Annotated in this window: 17 protein-coding genes and 6 pseudogenes; 12 read left to right on the top strand and 11 right to left on the bottom strand. The window is 65.9% G+C overall.

What is annotated here, in order from left to right:
- Window positions 1–13 precede the first annotated feature (13 nt).
- The 4 genes and pseudogenes from N0A20_RS01195 to xseB all read right to left on the bottom strand — a co-directional run.
- Entirely contained in the window at window positions 14–736 is a 723-nt protein-coding gene (locus N0A20_RS01195; protein ID WP_260582215.1) for a peptidylprolyl isomerase, read from the bottom strand.
- 87 nt (window positions 737–823) lie between these two features.
- Window positions 824–1,331: pseudogene (gene coaD / locus N0A20_RS01190) on the bottom strand (pantetheine-phosphate adenylyltransferase).
- Window positions 1,331–2,230 carry a polyprenyl synthetase family protein gene (locus tag N0A20_RS01185; RefSeq protein ID WP_409574811.1) on the bottom strand — a complete coding sequence of 300 codons (900 nt, stop codon included), beginning with the start codon at window positions 2,228–2,230 and terminating at the stop codon, window positions 1,331–1,333. The pseudogene coaD and the gene N0A20_RS01185 overlap by 1 nt, the downstream one beginning before the upstream one ends.
- Before the next feature lie 112 nt (window positions 2,231–2,342).
- Window positions 2,343–2,459: pseudogene (gene xseB / locus N0A20_RS20400) on the bottom strand (exodeoxyribonuclease VII small subunit); the annotation flags it as partial.
- A gap of 148 nt (window positions 2,460–2,607) precedes the next feature.
- Between xseB and N0A20_RS01175 the strand changes: the two are divergent.
- From N0A20_RS01175 to N0A20_RS01150, 6 genes and pseudogenes are all read left to right on the top strand, one after another.
- The gene (locus tag N0A20_RS01175) at window positions 2,608–3,267 is read left to right on the top strand and encodes a hypothetical protein (RefSeq protein ID WP_260582214.1); all 660 of its coding nucleotides are present in this window, start codon (window positions 2,608–2,610) and stop codon (window positions 3,265–3,267) included.
- A gap of 184 nt (window positions 3,268–3,451) precedes the next feature.
- The gene (locus tag N0A20_RS01170; protein ID WP_260582213.1) at window positions 3,452–3,742 is read left to right on the top strand and encodes a hypothetical protein; all 291 of its coding nucleotides are present in this window, start codon (window positions 3,452–3,454) and stop codon (window positions 3,740–3,742) included.
- An 82-nt stretch (window positions 3,743–3,824) separates the two neighbouring features.
- A complete protein-coding gene (purL, locus tag N0A20_RS01165) occupies window positions 3,825–6,080 on the top strand; it encodes a phosphoribosylformylglycinamidine synthase subunit PurL (RefSeq protein WP_260582212.1) in 2,256 nt (751 codons plus the stop codon).
- Between the two features lie 210 nt (window positions 6,081–6,290).
- Window positions 6,291–7,032, top strand: a pseudogene (locus tag N0A20_RS01160) (DUF72 domain-containing protein).
- Entirely contained in the window at window positions 7,029–7,430 is a 402-nt protein-coding gene (locus tag N0A20_RS01155) for a hypothetical protein (protein WP_260582211.1), read from the top strand. The pseudogene N0A20_RS01160 and the gene N0A20_RS01155 overlap by 4 nt, the downstream one beginning before the upstream one ends.
- Before the next feature lie 96 nt (window positions 7,431–7,526).
- Entirely contained in the window at window positions 7,527–7,886 is a 360-nt protein-coding gene (locus N0A20_RS01150; RefSeq protein ID WP_260582209.1) for an endonuclease domain-containing protein, read from the top strand.
- Window positions 7,887–7,956: 70 nt separating this feature from the next.
- Here the strand turns inward: N0A20_RS01150 and N0A20_RS01145 are convergent, their stop codons facing one another.
- Window positions 7,957–8,736: a ubiquinone biosynthesis protein COQ4 gene (locus N0A20_RS01145; protein ID WP_260582208.1), complete on the bottom strand. Its 780-nt coding sequence runs from the start codon at window positions 8,734–8,736 to the stop codon at window positions 7,957–7,959.
- 145 nt (window positions 8,737–8,881) lie between these two features.
- On the opposite strand from N0A20_RS01145, the gene N0A20_RS01140 reads away from it, so the two are divergent.
- Both N0A20_RS01140 and N0A20_RS01135 read left to right on the top strand, forming a co-directional pair.
- Complete coding sequence (locus N0A20_RS01140; protein WP_260582207.1) at window positions 8,882–9,598, top strand: DUF418 domain-containing protein; 717 nt, start codon at window positions 8,882–8,884, stop codon at window positions 9,596–9,598.
- Complete coding sequence (locus N0A20_RS01135) at window positions 9,598–10,140, top strand: DUF418 domain-containing protein (protein WP_260582206.1); 543 nt, start codon at window positions 9,598–9,600, stop codon at window positions 10,138–10,140. Before N0A20_RS01140 ends, N0A20_RS01135 begins: the two co-directional genes overlap by 1 nt.
- Here N0A20_RS01135 and N0A20_RS01130 read toward each other — a convergent pair.
- From N0A20_RS01130 to panB, 6 genes and pseudogenes are all read right to left on the bottom strand, one after another.
- Window positions 10,134–10,577: an Hpt domain-containing protein gene (locus tag N0A20_RS01130; RefSeq protein WP_260582205.1), complete on the bottom strand. Its 444-nt coding sequence runs from the start codon at window positions 10,575–10,577 to the stop codon at window positions 10,134–10,136. The genes N0A20_RS01135 and N0A20_RS01130 overlap by 7 nt on opposite strands.
- Window positions 10,578–10,651: 74 nt before the next feature.
- Window positions 10,652–10,786: a hypothetical protein gene (locus tag N0A20_RS20395; RefSeq protein ID WP_409574810.1), complete on the bottom strand. Its 135-nt coding sequence runs from the start codon at window positions 10,784–10,786 to the stop codon at window positions 10,652–10,654.
- Window positions 10,787–10,856: 70 nt separating this feature from the next.
- Window positions 10,857–12,248 (bottom strand): annotated as a pseudogene (gene der, locus N0A20_RS01120) (ribosome biogenesis GTPase Der).
- Between the two features lie 182 nt (window positions 12,249–12,430).
- Window positions 12,431–13,733: pseudogene (locus N0A20_RS01115) on the bottom strand (PQQ-binding-like beta-propeller repeat protein).
- A 30-nt stretch (window positions 13,734–13,763) separates the two neighbouring features.
- Entirely contained in the window at window positions 13,764–14,537 is a 774-nt protein-coding gene (locus N0A20_RS01110) for a tetratricopeptide repeat protein (protein WP_260582203.1), read from the bottom strand.
- Window positions 14,538–14,648: 111 nt separating this feature from the next.
- Window positions 14,649–15,513: pseudogene (gene panB, locus N0A20_RS01105) on the bottom strand (3-methyl-2-oxobutanoate hydroxymethyltransferase).
- A gap of 126 nt (window positions 15,514–15,639) precedes the next feature.
- On the opposite strand from panB, the gene N0A20_RS01100 reads away from it, so the two are divergent.
- The 4 genes from N0A20_RS01100 (at window position 15,640) to N0A20_RS01085 (ending at window position 17,664) form a co-directional block, all read left to right on the top strand.
- Window positions 15,640–16,062, top strand: a complete 423-nt coding sequence (locus tag N0A20_RS01100; RefSeq protein ID WP_260582202.1) for a hypothetical protein — start codon at window positions 15,640–15,642, stop codon at window positions 16,060–16,062.
- A 214-nt stretch (window positions 16,063–16,276) separates the two neighbouring features.
- Window positions 16,277–16,555 (top strand): hypothetical protein, encoded by a 279-nt coding sequence (locus tag N0A20_RS01095; RefSeq protein ID WP_260582200.1) that lies wholly within the window; start codon window positions 16,277–16,279, stop codon window positions 16,553–16,555.
- Window positions 16,548–16,769 (top strand): helix-turn-helix transcriptional regulator, encoded by a 222-nt coding sequence (locus N0A20_RS01090; RefSeq protein ID WP_260582199.1) that lies wholly within the window; start codon window positions 16,548–16,550, stop codon window positions 16,767–16,769. Before N0A20_RS01095 ends, N0A20_RS01090 begins: the two co-directional genes overlap by 8 nt.
- Window positions 16,770–16,881: 112 nt before the next feature.
- On the top strand, window positions 16,882–17,664 hold the full coding sequence (locus N0A20_RS01085; protein WP_260582197.1) for a dienelactone hydrolase family protein: 783 nt from the start codon (window positions 16,882–16,884) through the stop codon (window positions 17,662–17,664).
- Window positions 17,665–17,710: the final 46 nt, after the last annotated feature.

Below are 17,710 nucleotides of genomic sequence, written 5' to 3'. Positions count from 1 at the left end.
CGCGCGCCTCTCCTTACTGGATCGGCGCGTTGAGCTGGTCGGCGGTGATCGGTGCGGCGGGCGCGGCCGGTTCCGGATCGGTCAGCATCGACGCCGGCGGCATCGGCTTGTTGTCGGCGGCGACCGACACCTGGACCATGCGCGACATCACTTCGGGCGGCTCGCCCTTATGGATCGCATCGACATATTGCATGCCGGAGATCACGCGGCCGAAGGCGGTGTAGCGGCGGTCGAGGCTGAAGCGCGGCTGGAGCATGATGAAGAACTGGCTGTTCGCGCTGTCATCGCTCTCGGCACGCGCCATCGACAAGGTTCCGCGCAGGTGCGGCATCGCGTTGAATTCGGCCTTGAGGTCGGGAAGCTGCGAACCGCCCTGCCCGGTCGCGGTCGGGTCGCCCGTCTGCGCCATGAAGCCGTCGATCACGCGGTGGAATTTCACTCCATCGTAAAAGCCCGCGCGCGCCAGCTGCTTCACCCGCTCGACATGGTTCGGCGCGACATTGGGATAGAGCTGCACGACGATCCGCCCGCCGGTCGAAAGGTCGATGTTGAGCATATATTCGGGGTTGCCGATATATTGGTCGGGCGTCATCGCGGGCACCGCCGGGGCGACCGTGGTCTCGGCTGTCGCATCGGAAGCGGGCGGAGTCGCCGGTTCGGCCTCCTGCGCCGCGAGCGGGGCCGACAGGCCGAGCGCGATCGCCGTCAGGAACAGGGGGCGAAAAGTGAAAGTCATGCTGGATCGGCCTTTGTGAACTATATGCGGTTTGCGCCCCGTCTGGCGCGCCCTAGCGGGAAAAAGCTGAACGCTCAATGATTGCGATCAGGCTTCGCCCTGGCGGAGTCCCCGCTCGGCGATGCGCGAGACCACCGCCTCCTTCACCATGCGGCGTGACGAATTTGCGGATGTCGCCGCCGAAGATCGCGATTTCCTTGACCAGCCGCGACGCGATCGGCTGCAATCCGACATCGGCCATCAGGAACACCGTTTCGATGCGGTCGTTGAGCTGCTGGTTCATGCCCGCCATCTGATATTCATATTCGAAGTCGGCGACCGCGCGCAGCCCGCGCACGATGACGCTCGCGCCCTCGCGGGTCGCGAAATCCATCAGCAACGCGTTGAAGCCGACGACGCGGATGTCGCCGCCGATGCTCGCCACCTCGCGCCGCACCATCTCGATGCGTTCCTCGTCGTCGAACAGCGGCGATTTGGTGATATTGGTCGTCACCCCGATTACCAGCCGGTCGACCAGCTTCGCGCCGCGGCGGATGATGTCCATATGGCCGAGCGTGATCGGGTCGAACGTCCCCGGATAGACTCCAATGCGCATCAATGGTCCCTTTCCACGATATAGCGGGCGATCGCGCGGAGCAGCGCCGCTTCGTCGCCGAAGCCGGCGAGGTGGGTGATCGCCTGATCGACGAGCGCCCGCGCCTGTTCGCGGGCGCGGTCGAGCCCCATCAGCGTGACGAAGGTCGCCTTGCCCGCCGCTTCGTCCTTGTGCAGCGCCTTGTCGGCCAATTGTTCGTCGCCCTCGACGTCCATGATGTCGTCGGCGATCTGGAACGCGAGCCCGATATCGCGCGCATAGCCGCGCAGCGGCGTCCGCCCCTCGGCCGGAATGCGCGCGAGGATCGCACCCGCCTCGACCGAAAAGGCGATCAGCGCACCGGTCTTGAGCTGTTGCAGCCGCGTCACCGTCGGCAGGTCGAACTGCGCAGTCTCGGCGGCGAGATCCATCATCTGTCCCCCCGCCATGCCCGCGGGCCCCGCGGCGTGCGCCAGCTCACGGATCAGCTCGCTGCGCACGAAGGGGTCGGCGTGCGTCGCGGGGTCGACGAGCCATTCGAAGGCGAGAGCATGGAGCGAATCACCCGCGAGCACCGCGGTCGCCTCGTCATAGGCGCGATGCACCGTCGGCTTGCCGCGGCGCAGATCATCGTCGTCCATGCACGGCAGATCGTCGTGGATCAGCGAATAGACGTGCATCGCCTCGACCGCCGCCCCGACCCGCAGGGTCGGGGTGCGATCGACATGATAAAGATCGCCCGCCGCACGCACGAGCAAAGGCCGCAGCCTCTTGCCGCCGCCGATCGCGGCGTGGCGCATCGCCTCGTAGAGCCTGTCGCGCGGGTCGTCGGGAATGGGCAGCAGCTGATCGAACAGCCGGTCGGTCGCCTCTACGACCTCGGTCTGGGCCCGTTCGAGCAGACGGCTGCCCGCGACGATCTCCCCCTCGGCGGCCGTCACCGCGCGTCAGCCTTCGCCGAACGGCACGGTCCCCGCCGTACGTGCCGTCGGCGCCCAGGCTGACCTGTTCGATGCGCGCCTGCGCGGCGGCGAGCCGCGCTTCGCAATGCGCGCGCAGCGCATGGCCGCGTTCGTAGAGCACGACCGATTCCTCGAGGCTGACATCGCCGCTTTCCAGCCGCCGTACGATCGTTTCGAGCTCGCCCATCGCGGCTTCGAAGGACAGGGAGGAAATCGCGGGTTCGCCAGGCTTGTCGGGGGTGTCCGTCATGGCGCCTGCTTTGGCCCCTTCGCCCCCCCATGGTCAAGTGCGGTCACGCTTGACGTCGCGGACGATCACCCTAGCATCGCCGTCCATGTTCATCGGCCATTTCGCCCCGGCGCTGGTCGCCGCCGCCCGGCCGAAAGCCGCAGGCCTCGGAACCCTGTTCGTCGCGGCGCAGCTCGTCGACATCGGTTTCGCCGCCTTGCTGATCCCAGGGATCGAGTCGATGCGGATCGTTCCCGGCATCACCGCGATGAACCCGATGGACCTCCATTACATGCCCTATACGCACAGCCTGCTCGGCGCGCTGATCTGGGCCGCGATCTTCGGCGTGCTCGTGTGGCTCGCGACCAGAAGGAAAGCGGCGGCGATCGGCGCGGCGCTCGTCGTCGTTTCGCACTGGTTCGTCGACCTGATCGTCCATATCCCCGACCTGACGCTCCATGGCGCGCCGCCGAAGCTCGGACTCGGGCTCTGGAACCATCCGATGATCGCCATGCCGCTCGAGATCCTCTTCATCGGCGCGGCGCTCCTCTATTATGCGCGCCGCACCCAGGCCCCGACCGGAAACCGGCGGCTCTGGGCGCTCGCGGGCCTGCTCGCGCTGTTCCAGGCGATCGACTGGTTCGGCCCGAAGGAGCCCGCCTATTCGCTGGCGATCCCCGCGACGATGCTCCTCGCCTATGCGCTGCTTGCGGGAACCGCGGCCTGGGCGGGCGCCAACCGCCGCCGCGCCGGATCGACGCGATAACGCCACAGCCATCGCGGGGTACGGCTTCAACAGGCAGGTCTCCGGTGCCTTCGACGCGCTGCCGCGCGCAATCACGATTCCGCTTTTTGCAATTGCCCGCCGTGCTCGCGCAAGTCATGCTGCACTGCACAAGAAGAGAGGGGCGTAAAGGCAAGTTTTGTTCTTTCAAACAAGGACTTGCATCATGAAAAAACTCATCCTCCCCACCCTCGCGCTGTTCGCTATCCTGCCTGCCGCGGTCCATGCCGAGGAAGTGCGCCGGTTCGAGCATGAAGGCCGCGTCTACAGCTATACGATCAAGACGGTCGGCGACCGCCGCATCATCACCGGCATCGACGAACAGACGGGCAAGCCGTTCAAGCTGCGCGTCGGCACCCACAAGGTGCGCGGCACCGTCGGCTCGCAGCAGGTCGAATTTTCGCTGAAGGACGTCGAACGGCTCGACAAGGCGGTGACCGTCCTCGCCGCGCGCTGATCCGCTCTCCGAGGCAGGCCCCGTGGTGCAAAATGCACCATGGGGTCTGTTCGTTTTGCGCCTGTGTCGCTAAAGGCGCGCCATGACTCAGACAGCAGCCGCGCCCGCCTCCGTCATCACTCCCGAGATCGTTGCCGAGCACGGCCTGTCTCCGGAAGAATATGAGCGCGTGCTGTCTGCGCTCGGGCGCGAGCCGAACCTCGTCGAACTCGGCATCTTCTCGGTCATGTGGTCCGAGCATTGCAGCTACAAAAGCTCGCGCATCCACCTCAAGAAACTGCCGACCGAGGCGCCGTGGGTGATCTGCGGTCCCGGCGAGAATGCGGGCGTCATCGACATCGGCGAAGGGCCGGGCGGCAAAAGACTTGCCGCCATCTTCAAGATGGAGAGCCACAACCACCCGTCGTACATCGAACCCTATCAGGGCGCGGCAACCGGTGTGGGCGGCATCCTGCGTGATGTGTTCACCATGGGCGCGCGGCCCGTGGCGAACCTCAACGCGCTGCGCTTCGGTCGCCCGGACCATCCGAAGATGAAGCATCTCATCTCGGGCGTCGTCCACGGCATCGGCGGTTACGGCAATTGCGTCGGCGTGCCGACGGTCGGCGGCGAGGTCAATTTCCACACGGCCTATGACGGCAACATCCTCGTCAACGCGATGACCGTCGGCGTCGCCGAGCAGGACAGAATCTTCTATTCGGCCGCATCGGGCGTCGGCAATCCGATCGTCTATGTCGGGTCGAAGACCGGCCGCGACGGCATCCACGGCGCAACGATGGCGTCGGCCGACTTCGGCGAGGATGCCGAGGAAAAACGCCCGACGGTGCAGGTCGGCGACCCCTTCACCGAAAAATTGCTGATCGAGGCGTGCCTCGAGCTGATGGCGTCGGACGCGATCGTCGCGATCCAGGACATGGGCGCCGCGGGCCTCACCAGCTCGTCGGTCGAAATGGCGTCGAAGGGCGGCGTCGGCCTCCACCTCAGGATGGACGATGTGCCGCAGCGCGAAAGTGCCATGACGGCGTACGAGATGATGCTGTCCGAATCGCAGGAACGCATGCTGATGGTGCTGAAACCCGGCAAGGAAGAGTTCGCCAAGGCGATCTTCCACAAATGGGAACTCGACTTCGCGGTCATCGGCACCGTCACGGACACCGGCCGCATGGTGCTCGAACATCATGGCGAGATCGTCTGCGACATCCCGCTCGCCCCGCTCGCCGACGACGCCCCGCTCTACGACCGGCCGCACGTCCCGACCCCGAAGCAGGCCGCGCTGACCAACGTCCCCGAAACGAAGGATGTCGCCGCCGACCTCAAGACGCTGATGGGCACCCCCGATATCGCCAGCCGCCGCTGGATCTGGGAGCAGTATGACAGCCAGGTCGGCGCCGACACGGTGCAGACCGGCGGCGATGCCGCGCTCGTCCGCATCCACGGCACCAACCGCGCGCTGGCGATGAGCACCGACTGCACCCCGCGCTATTGCTACGCCGACCCGGTCGAGGGCGGCAAGCAGGCGGTCGCCGAGACATGGCGCAACATCACCGCGGTCGGCGCGACGCCGCTCGCGATCACCAACTGCCTGAACTTCGCCAATCCGCAGCGTCCCGAAATCATGGGCCAGATCACCGGCTGCCTCGACGGCATGGCGCAGGCGTGCCGCGCGCTCGACTATCCGATCGTGTCGGGCAACGTCAGCCTCTACAATGAATCGAAGGCGACCGGCGGCGGCAGCGCGATCCTGCCGACCCCCGCGATCGGCGGCGTCGGCGTGATCGAGGATCTGAACAAGGCGGTCGGCATCGGCTTCAAGCGCACCGGCGACATCGTATTGGCCGTTGGGGAGCGCGCCGGCCATCTCGGCCAGTCGGTGTGGCTGCGCGAAATCCACGGCCGCGAGGAAGGCCCGCCGCCCGAAGTCAATCTGCGCTGCGAAAAGCGCACCGGCGATTTCGTCCGCCATGCGATCAACGCCGGCTGGATCACCGCCTGCCACGACGTTTCGGACGGCGGCATCGCGGTGACGCTCGCCGAGATGGCGCTCAAATCGAACATCGGCGTTCTGGTCAGCGAAGAACAGCCTTTCGGCGTCGCCGAAAGCTTCTTCGGCGAGGATCAGGGCCTGTACCTCGTGACCGTCTGCGACACCTGCCTCGCCGATTTCCTCGACGCCGCGGGCCGCGCCGACGTGCCGGTCGATCCGCTCGGCCGCACGATCAAGGACCGCATCGTCTTCGAACTGCCGGGCAGCGACCACAGCGTGACGCTCGCCGAGCTGCGCGAAGCGCATGAGGGCTTTTTCCCGAAGCTGATGGGGGCCGACGCGGCGCTTGCCTGACGCGTCTGCGCGAAGGACTCGCACAAAGGCACGAAGGCACAAAGAGGGCGCGGGAGCGTAGCGTCGTCACATGCCGATTGCGCGAACCGCTCTTTCGAACGACTTTCGCAATGGGCGAGGGACTTTGGAACAGCGCGCCCCCTTTGTGCCTTCGTGCCTTTGTGCGAGATAATGAAAGAGGCGCAGCAGCCAGTGGGAGGTAACGGTGTCATGAGCATCCATGTTGGTATCGGCGGCTGGACCTACGAACCCTGGCGCGGCACTTTCTACCCGGACAAGCATCCGCAGAAGCGCGAGCTCGAATATGCCGAGCCAGCATCTGACCGGCATCGAGATCAACGGCACCTATTATGGCAGCCAGAAGCCCGAAAGCTTCGCCAACTGGGCCGCCTCGGTTCCCGACGGGTTCAAGTTCAGCGTCAAGGCGTCGCGCTTCACGACCAACCGCAAGGTGCTCGCCGAAGGCGCCGCCTCGATCGAGAAATTCCTGACACAGGGCCTCACGCGGCTCGGCGACCGGCTCGGCCCCATCCACTGGCAGTTCATGGCGACGAAGAAGTTCGACCGCGACGATTTCGCGGGCTTCCTCGACCTGCTGCCCGACAGCCAGGACGGACTGAAGCTGCGGCACGCGATCGAGGTCCGCCACGAAAGCTTCCGCGATCCGGCCTTTATCGACCTGCTCCGTGCGCGCAACATGGCGGTCGTCTACGCCGACAGCGACGAATTTCCGTGCATCGACGAGCAGACCGCCGACTTCGCTTACGCGCGGCTCCAGCGGTCGCGGGACGACGTCGAGACCGGCTATGACGATGCCGCGCTCGACAACTGGGCGAAGCAGGCCAGGGAATGGGCGAAGGGCGACCGCGACGTCTTCCTCTTCTTCATCGCGGGCGCGAAGGTGCGCAACCCGGCGGCCGCACAGGCGCTGATCGCGCGGCTGGGCGCATGACCGCGGGCTATTCGGGCACGCCGCTGGCGAAAAAACTGTCGCTCAAGGACGGCCTGTCGGCGTGGTTTCACGCCATGCCCGCAAGCGTCCGCGCCGAGATCGGCGACGTCGCGCTCGACGAACGCAAGGCTCCCGAGGCGGGCCTGCAGGCCGCGCACATCTTCACCACCGAACGCGCCGAACTCGAACGGCTGCTGACTGAACTCCGCACGCTGATCGATCCGGCGGGTTTCGTCTGGGTCAGCTGGCCGAAGAAGGCGTCGAAAGTCCCGACCGACATCACCGAGGATGTCATCCGCGACATAGGCCTGCCGATGGGCTGGGTCGATGTAAAGGTGTGCGCCGTCGATCAGGTCTGGTCGGGGCTGAAACTGATGATCCGCAAAGAGTTGCGCTGATCGACAGGGCCAGCGGTGCGTCTATGATAGATCCTCCCCTTCGCGAAGCGTTGGGGAGGGGGACCGCGCCCGAAGGGCGTGGTGGAGGGGTCGAGCGTGCTGAAGCAAGCAACCGCGCTTACAAGTTACAAGAATGCAAAACGGCTCCGCCGCACAATGTCCCTGCCCGAGGTTCTGCTCTGGCAAATATTGCGCAAGCAACCAGGCTACGTCAAATTCCGGCGCCAGCACCCGATCGGCCGATATGTGCTCGATTTCTATGTCGTGGAGTCGAAGCTCGGAATCGAAATCGACGGCATTGCGCACGACATGGGCGACCAACCAAAGCGTGATGAAGAACGCGACCAATGGATCGAAGCGCAGGGGATACGAATGCTGCGCATCGCCGCAAAGGACGTCCTCGCCGATCCCGCCGCTGTGGCGGACAGCATCGTCCGCCTCTGCACCGAGAGGTAGAACCCCTCCACCACCCGCTTCGCGGGCGGTCCGCCTCCCCATGGCTTCGCCAAGGGGAGGATCTAATCGCTCACGCCGTCGCGGCCTTCGCCGCAAGGAAATTATACGGGTCGATCCCGCGGCTGCGGTACGCGCGGTGCGCTTCCTCATAGAGCGTCGGCTTGGCGATCCCCAGCCGCGCGCGCGCGGCTTCGAGCGGCTCGGCGAGCAGCGCGCGAATATCCTGTTCGATGATCGCCTTCGCCGCCTTGCCGTGGCGCTGACCCTGGCGGATCGCGCCCATCACCGGAGCGTTGCCCTTGACGCGGCGCTTCAGCTCGTAACCGCCCGCATAGGCGATGAAGAAATTGCCGTAATTGCCGGTCTGGCCATAGGTGAAGCCGAGCACGCACTGTTCGCCGAGCGCATCGCGGCCGTAACCGGTCAGGACGTGGAACAGATCGTGCGTGTCCCGGAGGCGGTTGGCGTACCATTGCAGCTGGTCGTCGAACTTGGGACGCCCCATCTTGTCGGCTTCGGCGACGAGGCCCGCGGCCGACAGCCCCTCGCGGCGCATGAAGGTGACATAGGCGTGTCCGACGCTGTCCTCGGGCAACGCGCCGATCCAGCTGTGATCGTCGAGCAGGTCGGGCAGATAGGGTTCGCTTTCCATCAGCCGCTTGCCGAGATCGCTTTCGACGAAGGCGCGGGCATCGTCCATAAAACCCTTGCGCGGGAGATTCTCGAAGATGTGGAACACCTGCTCGGTGTCTTCCTTGTCCTTGATCAGCTTGCGGAAGTGCGACAGCGCCTTGAACGGGCGGAATTTCGGCATCTGGCGGTCGGGGTGGGAAAAGATGGTCGGGGTCATGGGGACTCTCTTTGACGAATCATCCGATGCCGTGCAGATAGCATTACTGACATAGATGTCAATAGTAGATGGGCGCCGCGAGAAACTCCTCGACGCTCCGCCTGCCGCGCGATAGGCCTGCATCCTTGGCGGCAGGGGACAGGCCATGGCGACGCAAGCGGCAACGGTTCGATATGAAAGCCTCGACGCGATCCGCGGCGTCGCGGTGATGGGCATATTGGCGATGAACATCGCCGCCTTCGCCCTGCCCTTTCCGGCCTATTCCAACCCCGCCGCGGGCGGGCCGCCCGCCAGCCTCGACCTGGCGACCTGGTTCTTCAACTTCGTCTTCGTCGATTCGAAGATGCGCGGCCTGTTCTCGATGCTGTTCGGCGCCAGCACCCTGCTCGTCATCGAAAGCGCCGCGAGCGGCGGGCGCAGCGCCGCGGGCGCGCATTATTCGCGGATGTTCTGGCTCGCGATCTTCGGCCTGGTCCATTTCTATCTGATCTGGTTCGGCGACATCCTTTTTCTCTATGCCATCTGCGGCCTGCTGCTCTTTCTGTTCCGCAAATTGTCGGTGAAGGCGCTGCTGCTCTGGTCGATCCCCTTCTTCCTCGTCGCCCTCGCCCTGCCGGGAAGCCTGTGGACCATGCTGTCGATGGCCGAGGCGGGACGTCTGCCCCCCGAAGCGATGGCGGGAATGAAACAGGCGCTCGCGGACATGAACACCGACATGGGGCCGGGCACGCCGAGCCTATGCCAAGGAAATCGCGCTGTATCTCGGCAGCTATCGCCGGCATCGTCGCGCACCGCACCGGCGAGATGGGCGGCGATCCGCTGTTCTTCATCGCGATGTTCTCGTGGGAAACGATCGGTCTGATGCTGATCGGGATGGCGCTGTTCAAATCGCACATGCTGACCGGCGAGTGGGAGATTGCGCGCTATCGCAAATGGGCGGTGCGATGCTTCCTGATCGGTGTGCCGCCGCTCGTCGCGCTGGCCTGGTATCAGATGAACGCCGGGTTCAGCGCGGTATCGGTCTTCGGCGCATCGATCGTCTGGTCGGTCCCGTTCGATACGCTGATGACCGTCGGCTGGGCGTCGCTGATCATGCTGCTGATCAAGACCGCCGCCAGCCCCGGCACCCGCGAGCGGCTCGCTGCAACGGGGCGCATGGCGTTCACCAATTATCTCACGACCTCGATCGTGATGACGACGATCTTCTACGGCTATGGGATGGGGCTGTTCGGCAGCGTCGGGCGCGCGGCGCTATACCTGTTCTGCTTCGGCATGTGGGCGGCGATGCTGCTGTGGTCGAAGCCTTGGCTCGACCGCCATCACTACGGCCCGCTCGAATGGCTGTGGCGCAGTCTGTCGCGCTTCAGCCTGCAGCCGATGCGAAAAGCCGCCGTCGTTCAGTAACCGACGGCGCGCCCGAAACCGGCAGGACGGCGCTGGACCAGCGGATTGGCCTCGCGCTCCAGTTCGGCCAGCGTCTTTTCGAACAGCGGGCGCAGTTCGACCACGCGCGGCAGATATTCCTCGGGGCTGATCTGCGCCTCGACGCAGTGGCGCGCGAAGGTTTCGATATCCTCGGCCAGCGCGGCGAGCTGTTCGGCGCCGAACTGACGCGATTCGCCCTTCAGCGTGTGCGCGGGCATGACGAGACCGCGCGCGTCGCGGGCCCGCATCGCTTCCTCGATCGCGACGACCGACTTGGTGCCGTCCTCGCGAAAATAGCCCAATATCCGCACGAAAGCGGCGCCGAGCTGCGTGCGCGTGGCGCGGAATTCATCCCAATCGACCAGGATATCGTCCACTTGTTCGTCCTTGGCGTTAAAATCGGTCCTTGGTCCCATCGCCGTCATGCCGCGAAGGCAGTAAAAAAGCCGTTACGATCGGGAGGGGCGCTCGATATGCGCGCCGTTTTGGGTCAGCTGCGACGGACCAGCCAGCGACCGCCGCCTTCGGGTTCGACCGACCAGCCATGCTCGCCCGCCAGCGCAGCGATTTCGCGTCCCGCCTGCGGATCGTCGGCGAGCAGCGCGACGCGCGTTTCGCTCCGCATCGCGCGCGCGAGCCGCAGCGCGGGCCAGGGGCATTTCATGCCGCGCGCATCGACGACGACAACCGCGGCGTCACTCGTCATAGGGATTGCGCGAATTGCGGAAATTGAGCCGCACCGGCACGCCCTGGAACCCCAGCTCCTTGCGCATGCCGTTGACCAGATAGCGCTCGTAACTGCCCAGCAGCGCGTCCGTCCGCGTGCCGAACACGACGAAGGTGGGGGGCCGCGTGCGCGCCTGGGTGATGTAGCGCAGCTTGATCCGCTTGCCCCCCGGCGCCGCAGCGGCGGGTTGGCGTCGACCGCCGTCTCGAACCAGCGATTGAGCCGCGCGGTCGGCACGCGGCCCGACCAGATCGCGCGCTGTTCGAAGGCGACGCGTACCAGCGTGTCGATGCCCTTGCCCGTCGCACCCGAAATGCTGAGCACCGGCACGCCCTTGACCTGGCTCAGTCCGTCGTCGAGGGCATTGCGCACGCCGTTGAACAGCGACGAGGGATCCTCCGCGATGTCCCATTTGTTGAGCGCGACGATCAGCGCGCGGCCTTCCTGGAGCACCTTGTCGGCGATGCGCAGATCCTGCGCCTCCAGCCCCTTGGTGGCGTCGAGCAGCAGCACCACGACCTCGGCGAAATCGACCGCATGGAGCGCATCGGCGACCGACAATTTCTCCAGCTTGTCGACCACCTTGGCGCGCTTGCGCATGCCCGCGGTGTCGAACAGCTGAATCTCGTGGACCTCGCCGTCCTTTTCCCATTGCCAGTCGACACGGATCGAATCGCGGGTGATCCCCGCTTCGGGCCCGGTGATCAGCCGGTCCTCGCCGATCATGCGGTTGATCAAAGTCGATTTGCCCGCGTTCGGCCGCCCGACGATCGCGAGCTTCATCGGCCCCAGCGGAACGTCCTCATCCTCTTCGCCTTCGGGGACCGGCAGCGCCTCCGCCTCGGCGGCGGCATCATGGCCCTCGACGATCGGCCGAAGCGCGTCGAACAGGTCGACGACGCCCTCGCCATGCTCGGCGCTGAGTGCGATCGGATTGTCGAAGCCGAGCGAATAGCTCTCCATCAGGCCGTTCTCGCCCTGCTTGCCCTCGGCCTTGTTGACCAGCAGGATGATCGGCGTGTCCTCGCTGCGCAGCCAGCGCGCGATTTCCTCGTCGAGCGGGGTCACCCCAGCGCGGCCGTCGATCATGAACAGCGCGGCATCGGCCTCGCGCACGGCTTTCTCGGTCTGCACGCGCATCCGCCCGGGCAGCGTCGCAGCGTCATCATCCTCGAAACCCGCGGTGTCGACGATGGTGAATTTCAGGCCGAGCAGTTCGCCGTCGCCCTCGCGCCGGTCGCGCGTCACCCCCGGCTGGTCGTCGACGAGCGCCAGGCGCTTGCCGACGAGCCGGTTGAACAGCGTCGATTTGCCGACATTGGGCTAGGCCGACAATGGCGATCGTCGCGGACCGCGCCATCACATATTTCCCATTTTCCTTGCTCCGGACCCCATTCGACCCGGAACGGACAACATAACTAGCCGTTCGCCCTGAGCTTGTCGAAGGGCCGTTCTTTCTTTCGACGTCGGAAAGAAGAACGGTGCTTCGACAACCCCGGATCAAGTCCGGGGATGAACGGATTAAAAATTTTGCTTACCCGCTCAGCGCCAGGCCGTGATGCGTCCGTCGTCCGCCAGAATATAGAGGACATTGTTCGCGACGATCGGCGGCTGCGACAGCGGCGTCTTGAACTCGGTCGTCGACAGCGTCGAACCGTCGGCCGAGCGAAAATTCGGCCAGCTGGCCTTCGCTGTTCACTGCGATCAGGCGGCCGCCCGCCAGGATCGGCCCGGTCCAGCGGATCGGATCCTTCTTTTTCTTTTCGGTCTCGACGCGGAAACGCGCGAGTTGCTGGATCCAGCGCACCTTGCCGGTCGCGCGCGCGACGCACAGCAATTTGGCATCGTCGGTCATCGCATAGACCCACTCGCCGACCACATAGGGGGTCGAAATGCCGGCGATCGAGATTTCCCAGCTGCGCTGGCCCGTAACGAGTTCATAGCTGGCCATGCGGCCACCCTGGCCGAGCGCGAAGACGCGGCCGCGGTCGATCACCGGATCGGCGTCGACGTCGGACAGCGTCGACACCGACAGCGCCATCGAGGTGCGGGCCAGCGCATCTTCCCACAGGTCGCGGCCATTTTCGTAACGATAGGCCTGGACCTCGCCCGACGAATAGCCGGCGACGATCGTCCCCTGCCCTGCCGCAGGCGAACCGGCACCGAAGATGCTGCCGGCCTCCAGCGACGCGGTCGCCTGCCACAGCACCGCGCCATCGGCGGCGTTGAGCGCGATGATCTGATTGTCCTGGCTGATGACATAGACGCCGCCGAAGGCGATCGTCGGCGCGCCACGCAGCGGACCCGCGGGCTTCACCTTCCACAGCACCGTGCCGTCGGCCGCGTTGAGCGCCGCGACGTCGCCGACGCCGCTGGTCGCATAGACGACATTGCCGTCGGCCGACGCGCCGCCGCCGAACAGTGAATCCTTGAAATCCTTGCCTTCGCTGCCGATCGGGGTGCGCCACAACGCCGATCCGGTGTCGGCCGAAAAGGCATAGACGACGGCATCGGTGCCGACCGCGAACAGGCGGCCGTCGGACACGACGGGGGCGGAGGCCAGCCGCTGCTTGTTGTTGCCGCCCGCGATATCCGCGCTCCAGATCTGGCTGCGCGAAGCGCTGAGCGCCGGATGGCCCATCGATTTGGAGGCATTGCCGCCCGACTGCGCCCAATTGGCGTTGACGACCGGGTCGGGCAGCACCACCGCGACCGACGCCGTGGCGGGATCGACCTTGACGCTGTTGTCGTTCGACAGGATCGACACGCGCTCGCCGACGGTCGGGGTCTTCGGCCCGCCGTCGCCCTTCAGGACGCCGCAGTCGGCAAGCGACAGCGCGATCAGCGCGACGCCGAGCGAATCTGGCTTTACGCATTATTTCTTTTCCTCAGCTTGTCCGGCGGTGTTCGCCTTGGGTGCGACCCCGGCTTGCTCGTCCTTTTCGGCGCTTTCGGCCGCGCGGTCCTTCACGGCGTCGACGCCCAGCATGCCCGCCATCTGGACGGCGCGCGACTGGAGCGACTTGGGAATCGTCGGCACGTCGGCGATGCGGCCATAGAGCACGCCCGCCTCCTTATACTGGCCCAGCTGGTAATGCGCGATCGCCGACAGTTCGGCGGCGCTCGGGAACCAGGCCGAGACGGGGTCCTTGGCATCGACCATCGGCTTCATGCGCGCGATGACCGTTTCGGGCTTCAGCGTGTCATATTCAAACGCCGTCTGGCGCAGCAGCGCGAGGTCGCGAAGCGACTGGTCGAGTTCGGTGTCGGCGGCCGCCTTGGCCATCAGGGCGGCGGCGCCCTTCAGGTCGCCGCGATCGGCCTTCAGATTCGCCTGCTGGAACAGCGACGCGGCCCGATAGGCTCCATTGCCGTCGGCCTCGATCGCCGTCAGCTCCTTCGTCGCCGCGGTCGGCTCGCCGCTCTTGAGCTTGTCGAGCGCGGCGATCAGCGCCTCGGCATTCTCGCCGCGCTTGCTGTCCTGCAGATGGCCCCAATAGAGGTAGCCGCCGAAGGCGAGCAGCGCCGCGATGACCCCCGCGATGATCCAGCGGCCAAAGCGTTGCCAGATGCTGTCGAGCTGATCCTTGCGGACGGCCTCGTCCACTTCCTGCAACAGGGCCGCATTGTTCGTCGGGCTCAGCGCCACGCATATCCTCCATAACCGGGCCGCGCGACGGCGCGGCCGGTGGTTTCCTTAGCGACGGCTCCGGAAAAGGCCAAGCTTTTCACTCGGCCTTCGCCTTTGCCCCGCGCCGCATCAACCGGCGTAGGTCTGATCTTCGGTGGGGAATGAACGGGACCTGACTTCGTCCGCATAATTCTTGACCGCGCCACCAATGACGCTCGGCCATATCCTGATATTTTTTCACGAATTTGGGCACGCGCTCGAACATGCCCAGCATGTCGTCGGTGACCAGCACCTGACCGTCGCACTGCGCCGAGGCGCCGATGCCGATCGTCGGGCAGGCGACCTTGCTCGTGATCTCGATCGCGATCGATTCGAGCACGCCCTCTATGACGATCGAAAACGCCCCGGCCTGCGCCACCGCGACCGCATCCTCGACGATCGAGCGCGCCTCCTCCTCGCTCTTGCCGCGCACGCCATAGCCGCCGAGGATGTTGACCGCCTGCGGCGTCAGCCCGACATGGCCCATCACCGGGATGCCGCGCTGGGTCAGGAATTCGATCGTCGGCGCGAGCACGCGCCCGCCCTCCACCTTGACCGCCGCCGCGCCGGTTTCCTTGAGCAGCCGCGCGGCATTGTCGAACGCCTGCTGCGGGCTACCCTCATAGCTGCCGAAGGGCATGTCGACGATCACCGCGGCATGATAGCTGCCGCGCACCACCGCCGCGCCGTGCAGCGCCATCATCTCCATCGTCACCCCGACGGTGTGCGGCAGGCCGTAGATCACCTGGGCCAGCGAATCGCCGACGAGCAGCATGTCGCAATGCGGGTCGAGCAGCTGCGCCTGACGCACGGTGTAGGCGGTCAGCATCACGATCGGTTCGCCGCCCTTGCGCTGGCGGATGCGCGGCACCGTCAGGCGCTTCATCGGCTGCGGCGTCGGGTTGGCGCGGCTCGTCGACGTGTCGAAGGTGAGCGTTTTGGAGATGGTGGACATGGGTCGGCGGCTTAGCGGCTTATGCCCCGGCGCGAAAGCGGCAAAGCCGCGGGCATGTCACTCCTGCTTGACTCCATGTAAAAAATATTAGACATAGAGTTCGAATCACCTGACATGGAGCTGACGATGGCATTGCGCGAGAAAATTCACTGGGTCACCTTGGTGACGATGGCCGCGGCGTTCGGCTGGTATTTCCTCGTCTATCCCTGGCAGATCGCGGACAGCCCCGCGGGCGTCTGGGCGACCGCCGGGCTGCTCGTGCCCATGACCATCGCGATCATCGTCGTGATGACGGTGGCGACCGCCTTTCTCGCGATCCGCAACCGCGCCGAGGTCGACATCGAGGAGGATGAGCGCGACCGCAGCTTTCACATGCGCGGCACCCACTATGCCTATTATCCGCTGGTCGTCGGCATCTGGATCAACATCTTCCTGATCTTCTGGGGCGTCAGCCAGGCGCAGCAGCTCAACCTGATGCTCGCGACGCTCGCCGTCGCCGAGCTCGTGCGCATCGGCGCCCAGCTTTACCTCTATCGCCGGGGCACTTGAGCCATGTCCCCCGCGATCCTCGAATCCGCGCGGCAGCTTGCCGGCGCCGACACCGGAGACCACCAAATGAACTTCCGTGAAAAGACCGCCTGGCTGAACGTCATCGCGATGGTCGCCGCCTACACCCTCTATTTCGGACTTCTGCTCTCCGGGCATCCCGCCGGGCGCGAAGTGTTCCCCATGCTGTGGCTGTTCGGATCGATCGCCATGGCGCATGCGGTCACCGTCATCGTCGGCACGATCATCCTGTCGGCGCGGACGCCGAAGTCGGAGCGCGCGCGCGCCGACGAGCGCGACCGCGCGATCCGCCGGCGCGGGGCGACCATGCGGCTATTATGTGCTGCTGGTGGGGATGATGGTCGTCGGCGTCTATTTGCCCTTCGTCGATGGCGGCGTGCGGCTGGCGAATTGCGGCCTGTTCGCGATCGTCGCCGCCGAACTGGTGAACAGCGTCGTCGCGCTCATGAGCTACCGGAGGGGATGGCATGGCTAAGCCCCCCTTCACCAACGACATCAGGACGCTGCGCTTCCTCGCGGGCGAGATGACGCAGGGCGAGCTCGGCGACCGGGTCGGGGTGACGCGCCAGACGATCGCGGCGATCGAACAGGGCAAATATTCGCCCTCGCTCGAAGTCGCCTTCCGCATCGCGCACACCTTCGGCAAGCCACTCGAGGCCGTGTTCCAATGGGACGAAAGCGCGGATTGAAACAGCGCGGCCGCGCGGGTGCGGCGCCGGCTCTCCCGGGGCCGGCGCCGCACCTCGATTTGGCAACCGCCCCCAAAAGGCCTAGGCTGGGATCGTCCGAAAGGAGTCGCCGATGCCCCGCCTCGCGTTGCTCTTGTCCGCCTTGCTGGCCGCCGCGCCGCTGCCGGCGCAGCCTCCCGCCCCGCTCCCCGCCGACCTGCATCTGCTCCCGGCCGCCCCCGACCCCAAACCGCGCCCCTGGGCCATCTTCTTCCCGCGTGCCGCGGGCGTCGGCACGCTGGCGCCGGGCAATCAATATGCCGACCTCGCGGCATTCCTCAATGAGCGGGGGATCGACGTGGTCGTCGTCGACGATGATGCGGCGCTCAAGCGCCTCGACCCGTCCGGCTCGGCGGGCGAGAAACGCGCTGCGATCGCGGTCGACGCCCTCCGGCGATTGCGCGAACAGGACAGGTTCGACACGCGCTGTCCCGGCCTCGTCATCGGCTGGTCGCGCGGCGGCGAGGGGGCGCTGACGCTGGCGTCGAGCGCGCGCGGCACCGACAGCGGCATCCGCGCCGCGATCGTCTATTATCCCTCGGTCGGCGGCCAGCCCTCGCCTTGGCCCCAACACATGCCCGTGCTGGCGCTGCAGGGAACCGCGGACGGCATCGCACCGGCCAAAAAGCTCGAAACACTGGTTGCGAACCGGGCGGAGAACCACGCCTATCCGTTCGTCGTGAAGCTCTATTCCGGCGCGAAGCACCGCTTCGACGTCGCGCATCCGGTCGACGATCCGGCGAGCGCGAAGATCGAGAAGGATTTCGACGCCAAGGCCCACGCGGACGCCCTTGCGGCAATCGACGCGTTCCTGAGCGAGCAAGCGATCGGCGGCACAAGCTGCGCGCCGGATTGAGTCCTGTCGTCATTGCGGCCCGGCGAACGCCGGAGAAAGCAAGGGC

The organism is Sphingopyxis sp. PET50 (assembly GCF_025244705.1).
In the GTDB taxonomy this organism is placed as follows: Bacteria; Pseudomonadota; Alphaproteobacteria; order Sphingomonadales; family Sphingomonadaceae; genus Sphingopyxis.
This window is presented reverse-complemented; position numbering and strand designations above follow the sequence as displayed.

Excerpts from the sequence above, each read along its gene's own strand:
- N0A20_RS01195 (WP_260582215.1), bottom strand. The coding sequence starts at position 736 with ATGACTTTCACTTTTCGCCCCCTGTTCCTGACGGCGATCGCGCTCGGC.
- N0A20_RS01175 (WP_260582214.1), top strand. The coding sequence starts at position 2,608 with ATGTTCATCGGCCATTTCGCCCCGGCGCTGGTCGCCGCCGCCCGGCCG.
- N0A20_RS01170 (WP_260582213.1), top strand. The coding sequence starts at position 3,452 with ATGAAAAAACTCATCCTCCCCACCCTCGCGCTGTTCGCTATCCTGCCT.
- purL (WP_260582212.1), top strand. The coding sequence starts at position 3,825 with ATGACTCAGACAGCAGCCGCGCCCGCCTCCGTCATCACTCCCGAGATC.
- N0A20_RS01155 (WP_260582211.1), top strand. The coding sequence starts at position 7,029 with ATGACCGCGGGCTATTCGGGCACGCCGCTGGCGAAAAAACTGTCGCTC.
- N0A20_RS01145 (WP_260582208.1), bottom strand. The coding sequence starts at position 8,736 with ATGACCCCGACCATCTTTTCCCACCCCGACCGCCAGATGCCGAAATTC.
- N0A20_RS01140 (WP_260582207.1), top strand. The coding sequence starts at position 8,882 with ATGGCGACGCAAGCGGCAACGGTTCGATATGAAAGCCTCGACGCGATC.
- N0A20_RS01135 (WP_260582206.1), top strand. The coding sequence starts at position 9,598 with ATGCTGATCGGGATGGCGCTGTTCAAATCGCACATGCTGACCGGCGAG.
- N0A20_RS01130 (WP_260582205.1), bottom strand. The coding sequence starts at position 10,577 with ATGGGACCAAGGACCGATTTTAACGCCAAGGACGAACAAGTGGACGAT.
- N0A20_RS20395 (WP_409574810.1), bottom strand. The coding sequence starts at position 10,786 with ATGCGGAGCGAAACGCGCGTCGCGCTGCTCGCCGACGATCCGCAGGCG.
- N0A20_RS01100 (WP_260582202.1), top strand. The coding sequence starts at position 15,640 with ATGGCATTGCGCGAGAAAATTCACTGGGTCACCTTGGTGACGATGGCC.
- N0A20_RS01095 (WP_260582200.1), top strand. The coding sequence starts at position 16,277 with ATGCGGTCACCGTCATCGTCGGCACGATCATCCTGTCGGCGCGGACGC.
- N0A20_RS01090 (WP_260582199.1), top strand. The coding sequence starts at position 16,548 with ATGGCTAAGCCCCCCTTCACCAACGACATCAGGACGCTGCGCTTCCTC.
- N0A20_RS01085 (WP_260582197.1), top strand. The coding sequence starts at position 16,882 with ATGCCCCGCCTCGCGTTGCTCTTGTCCGCCTTGCTGGCCGCCGCGCCG.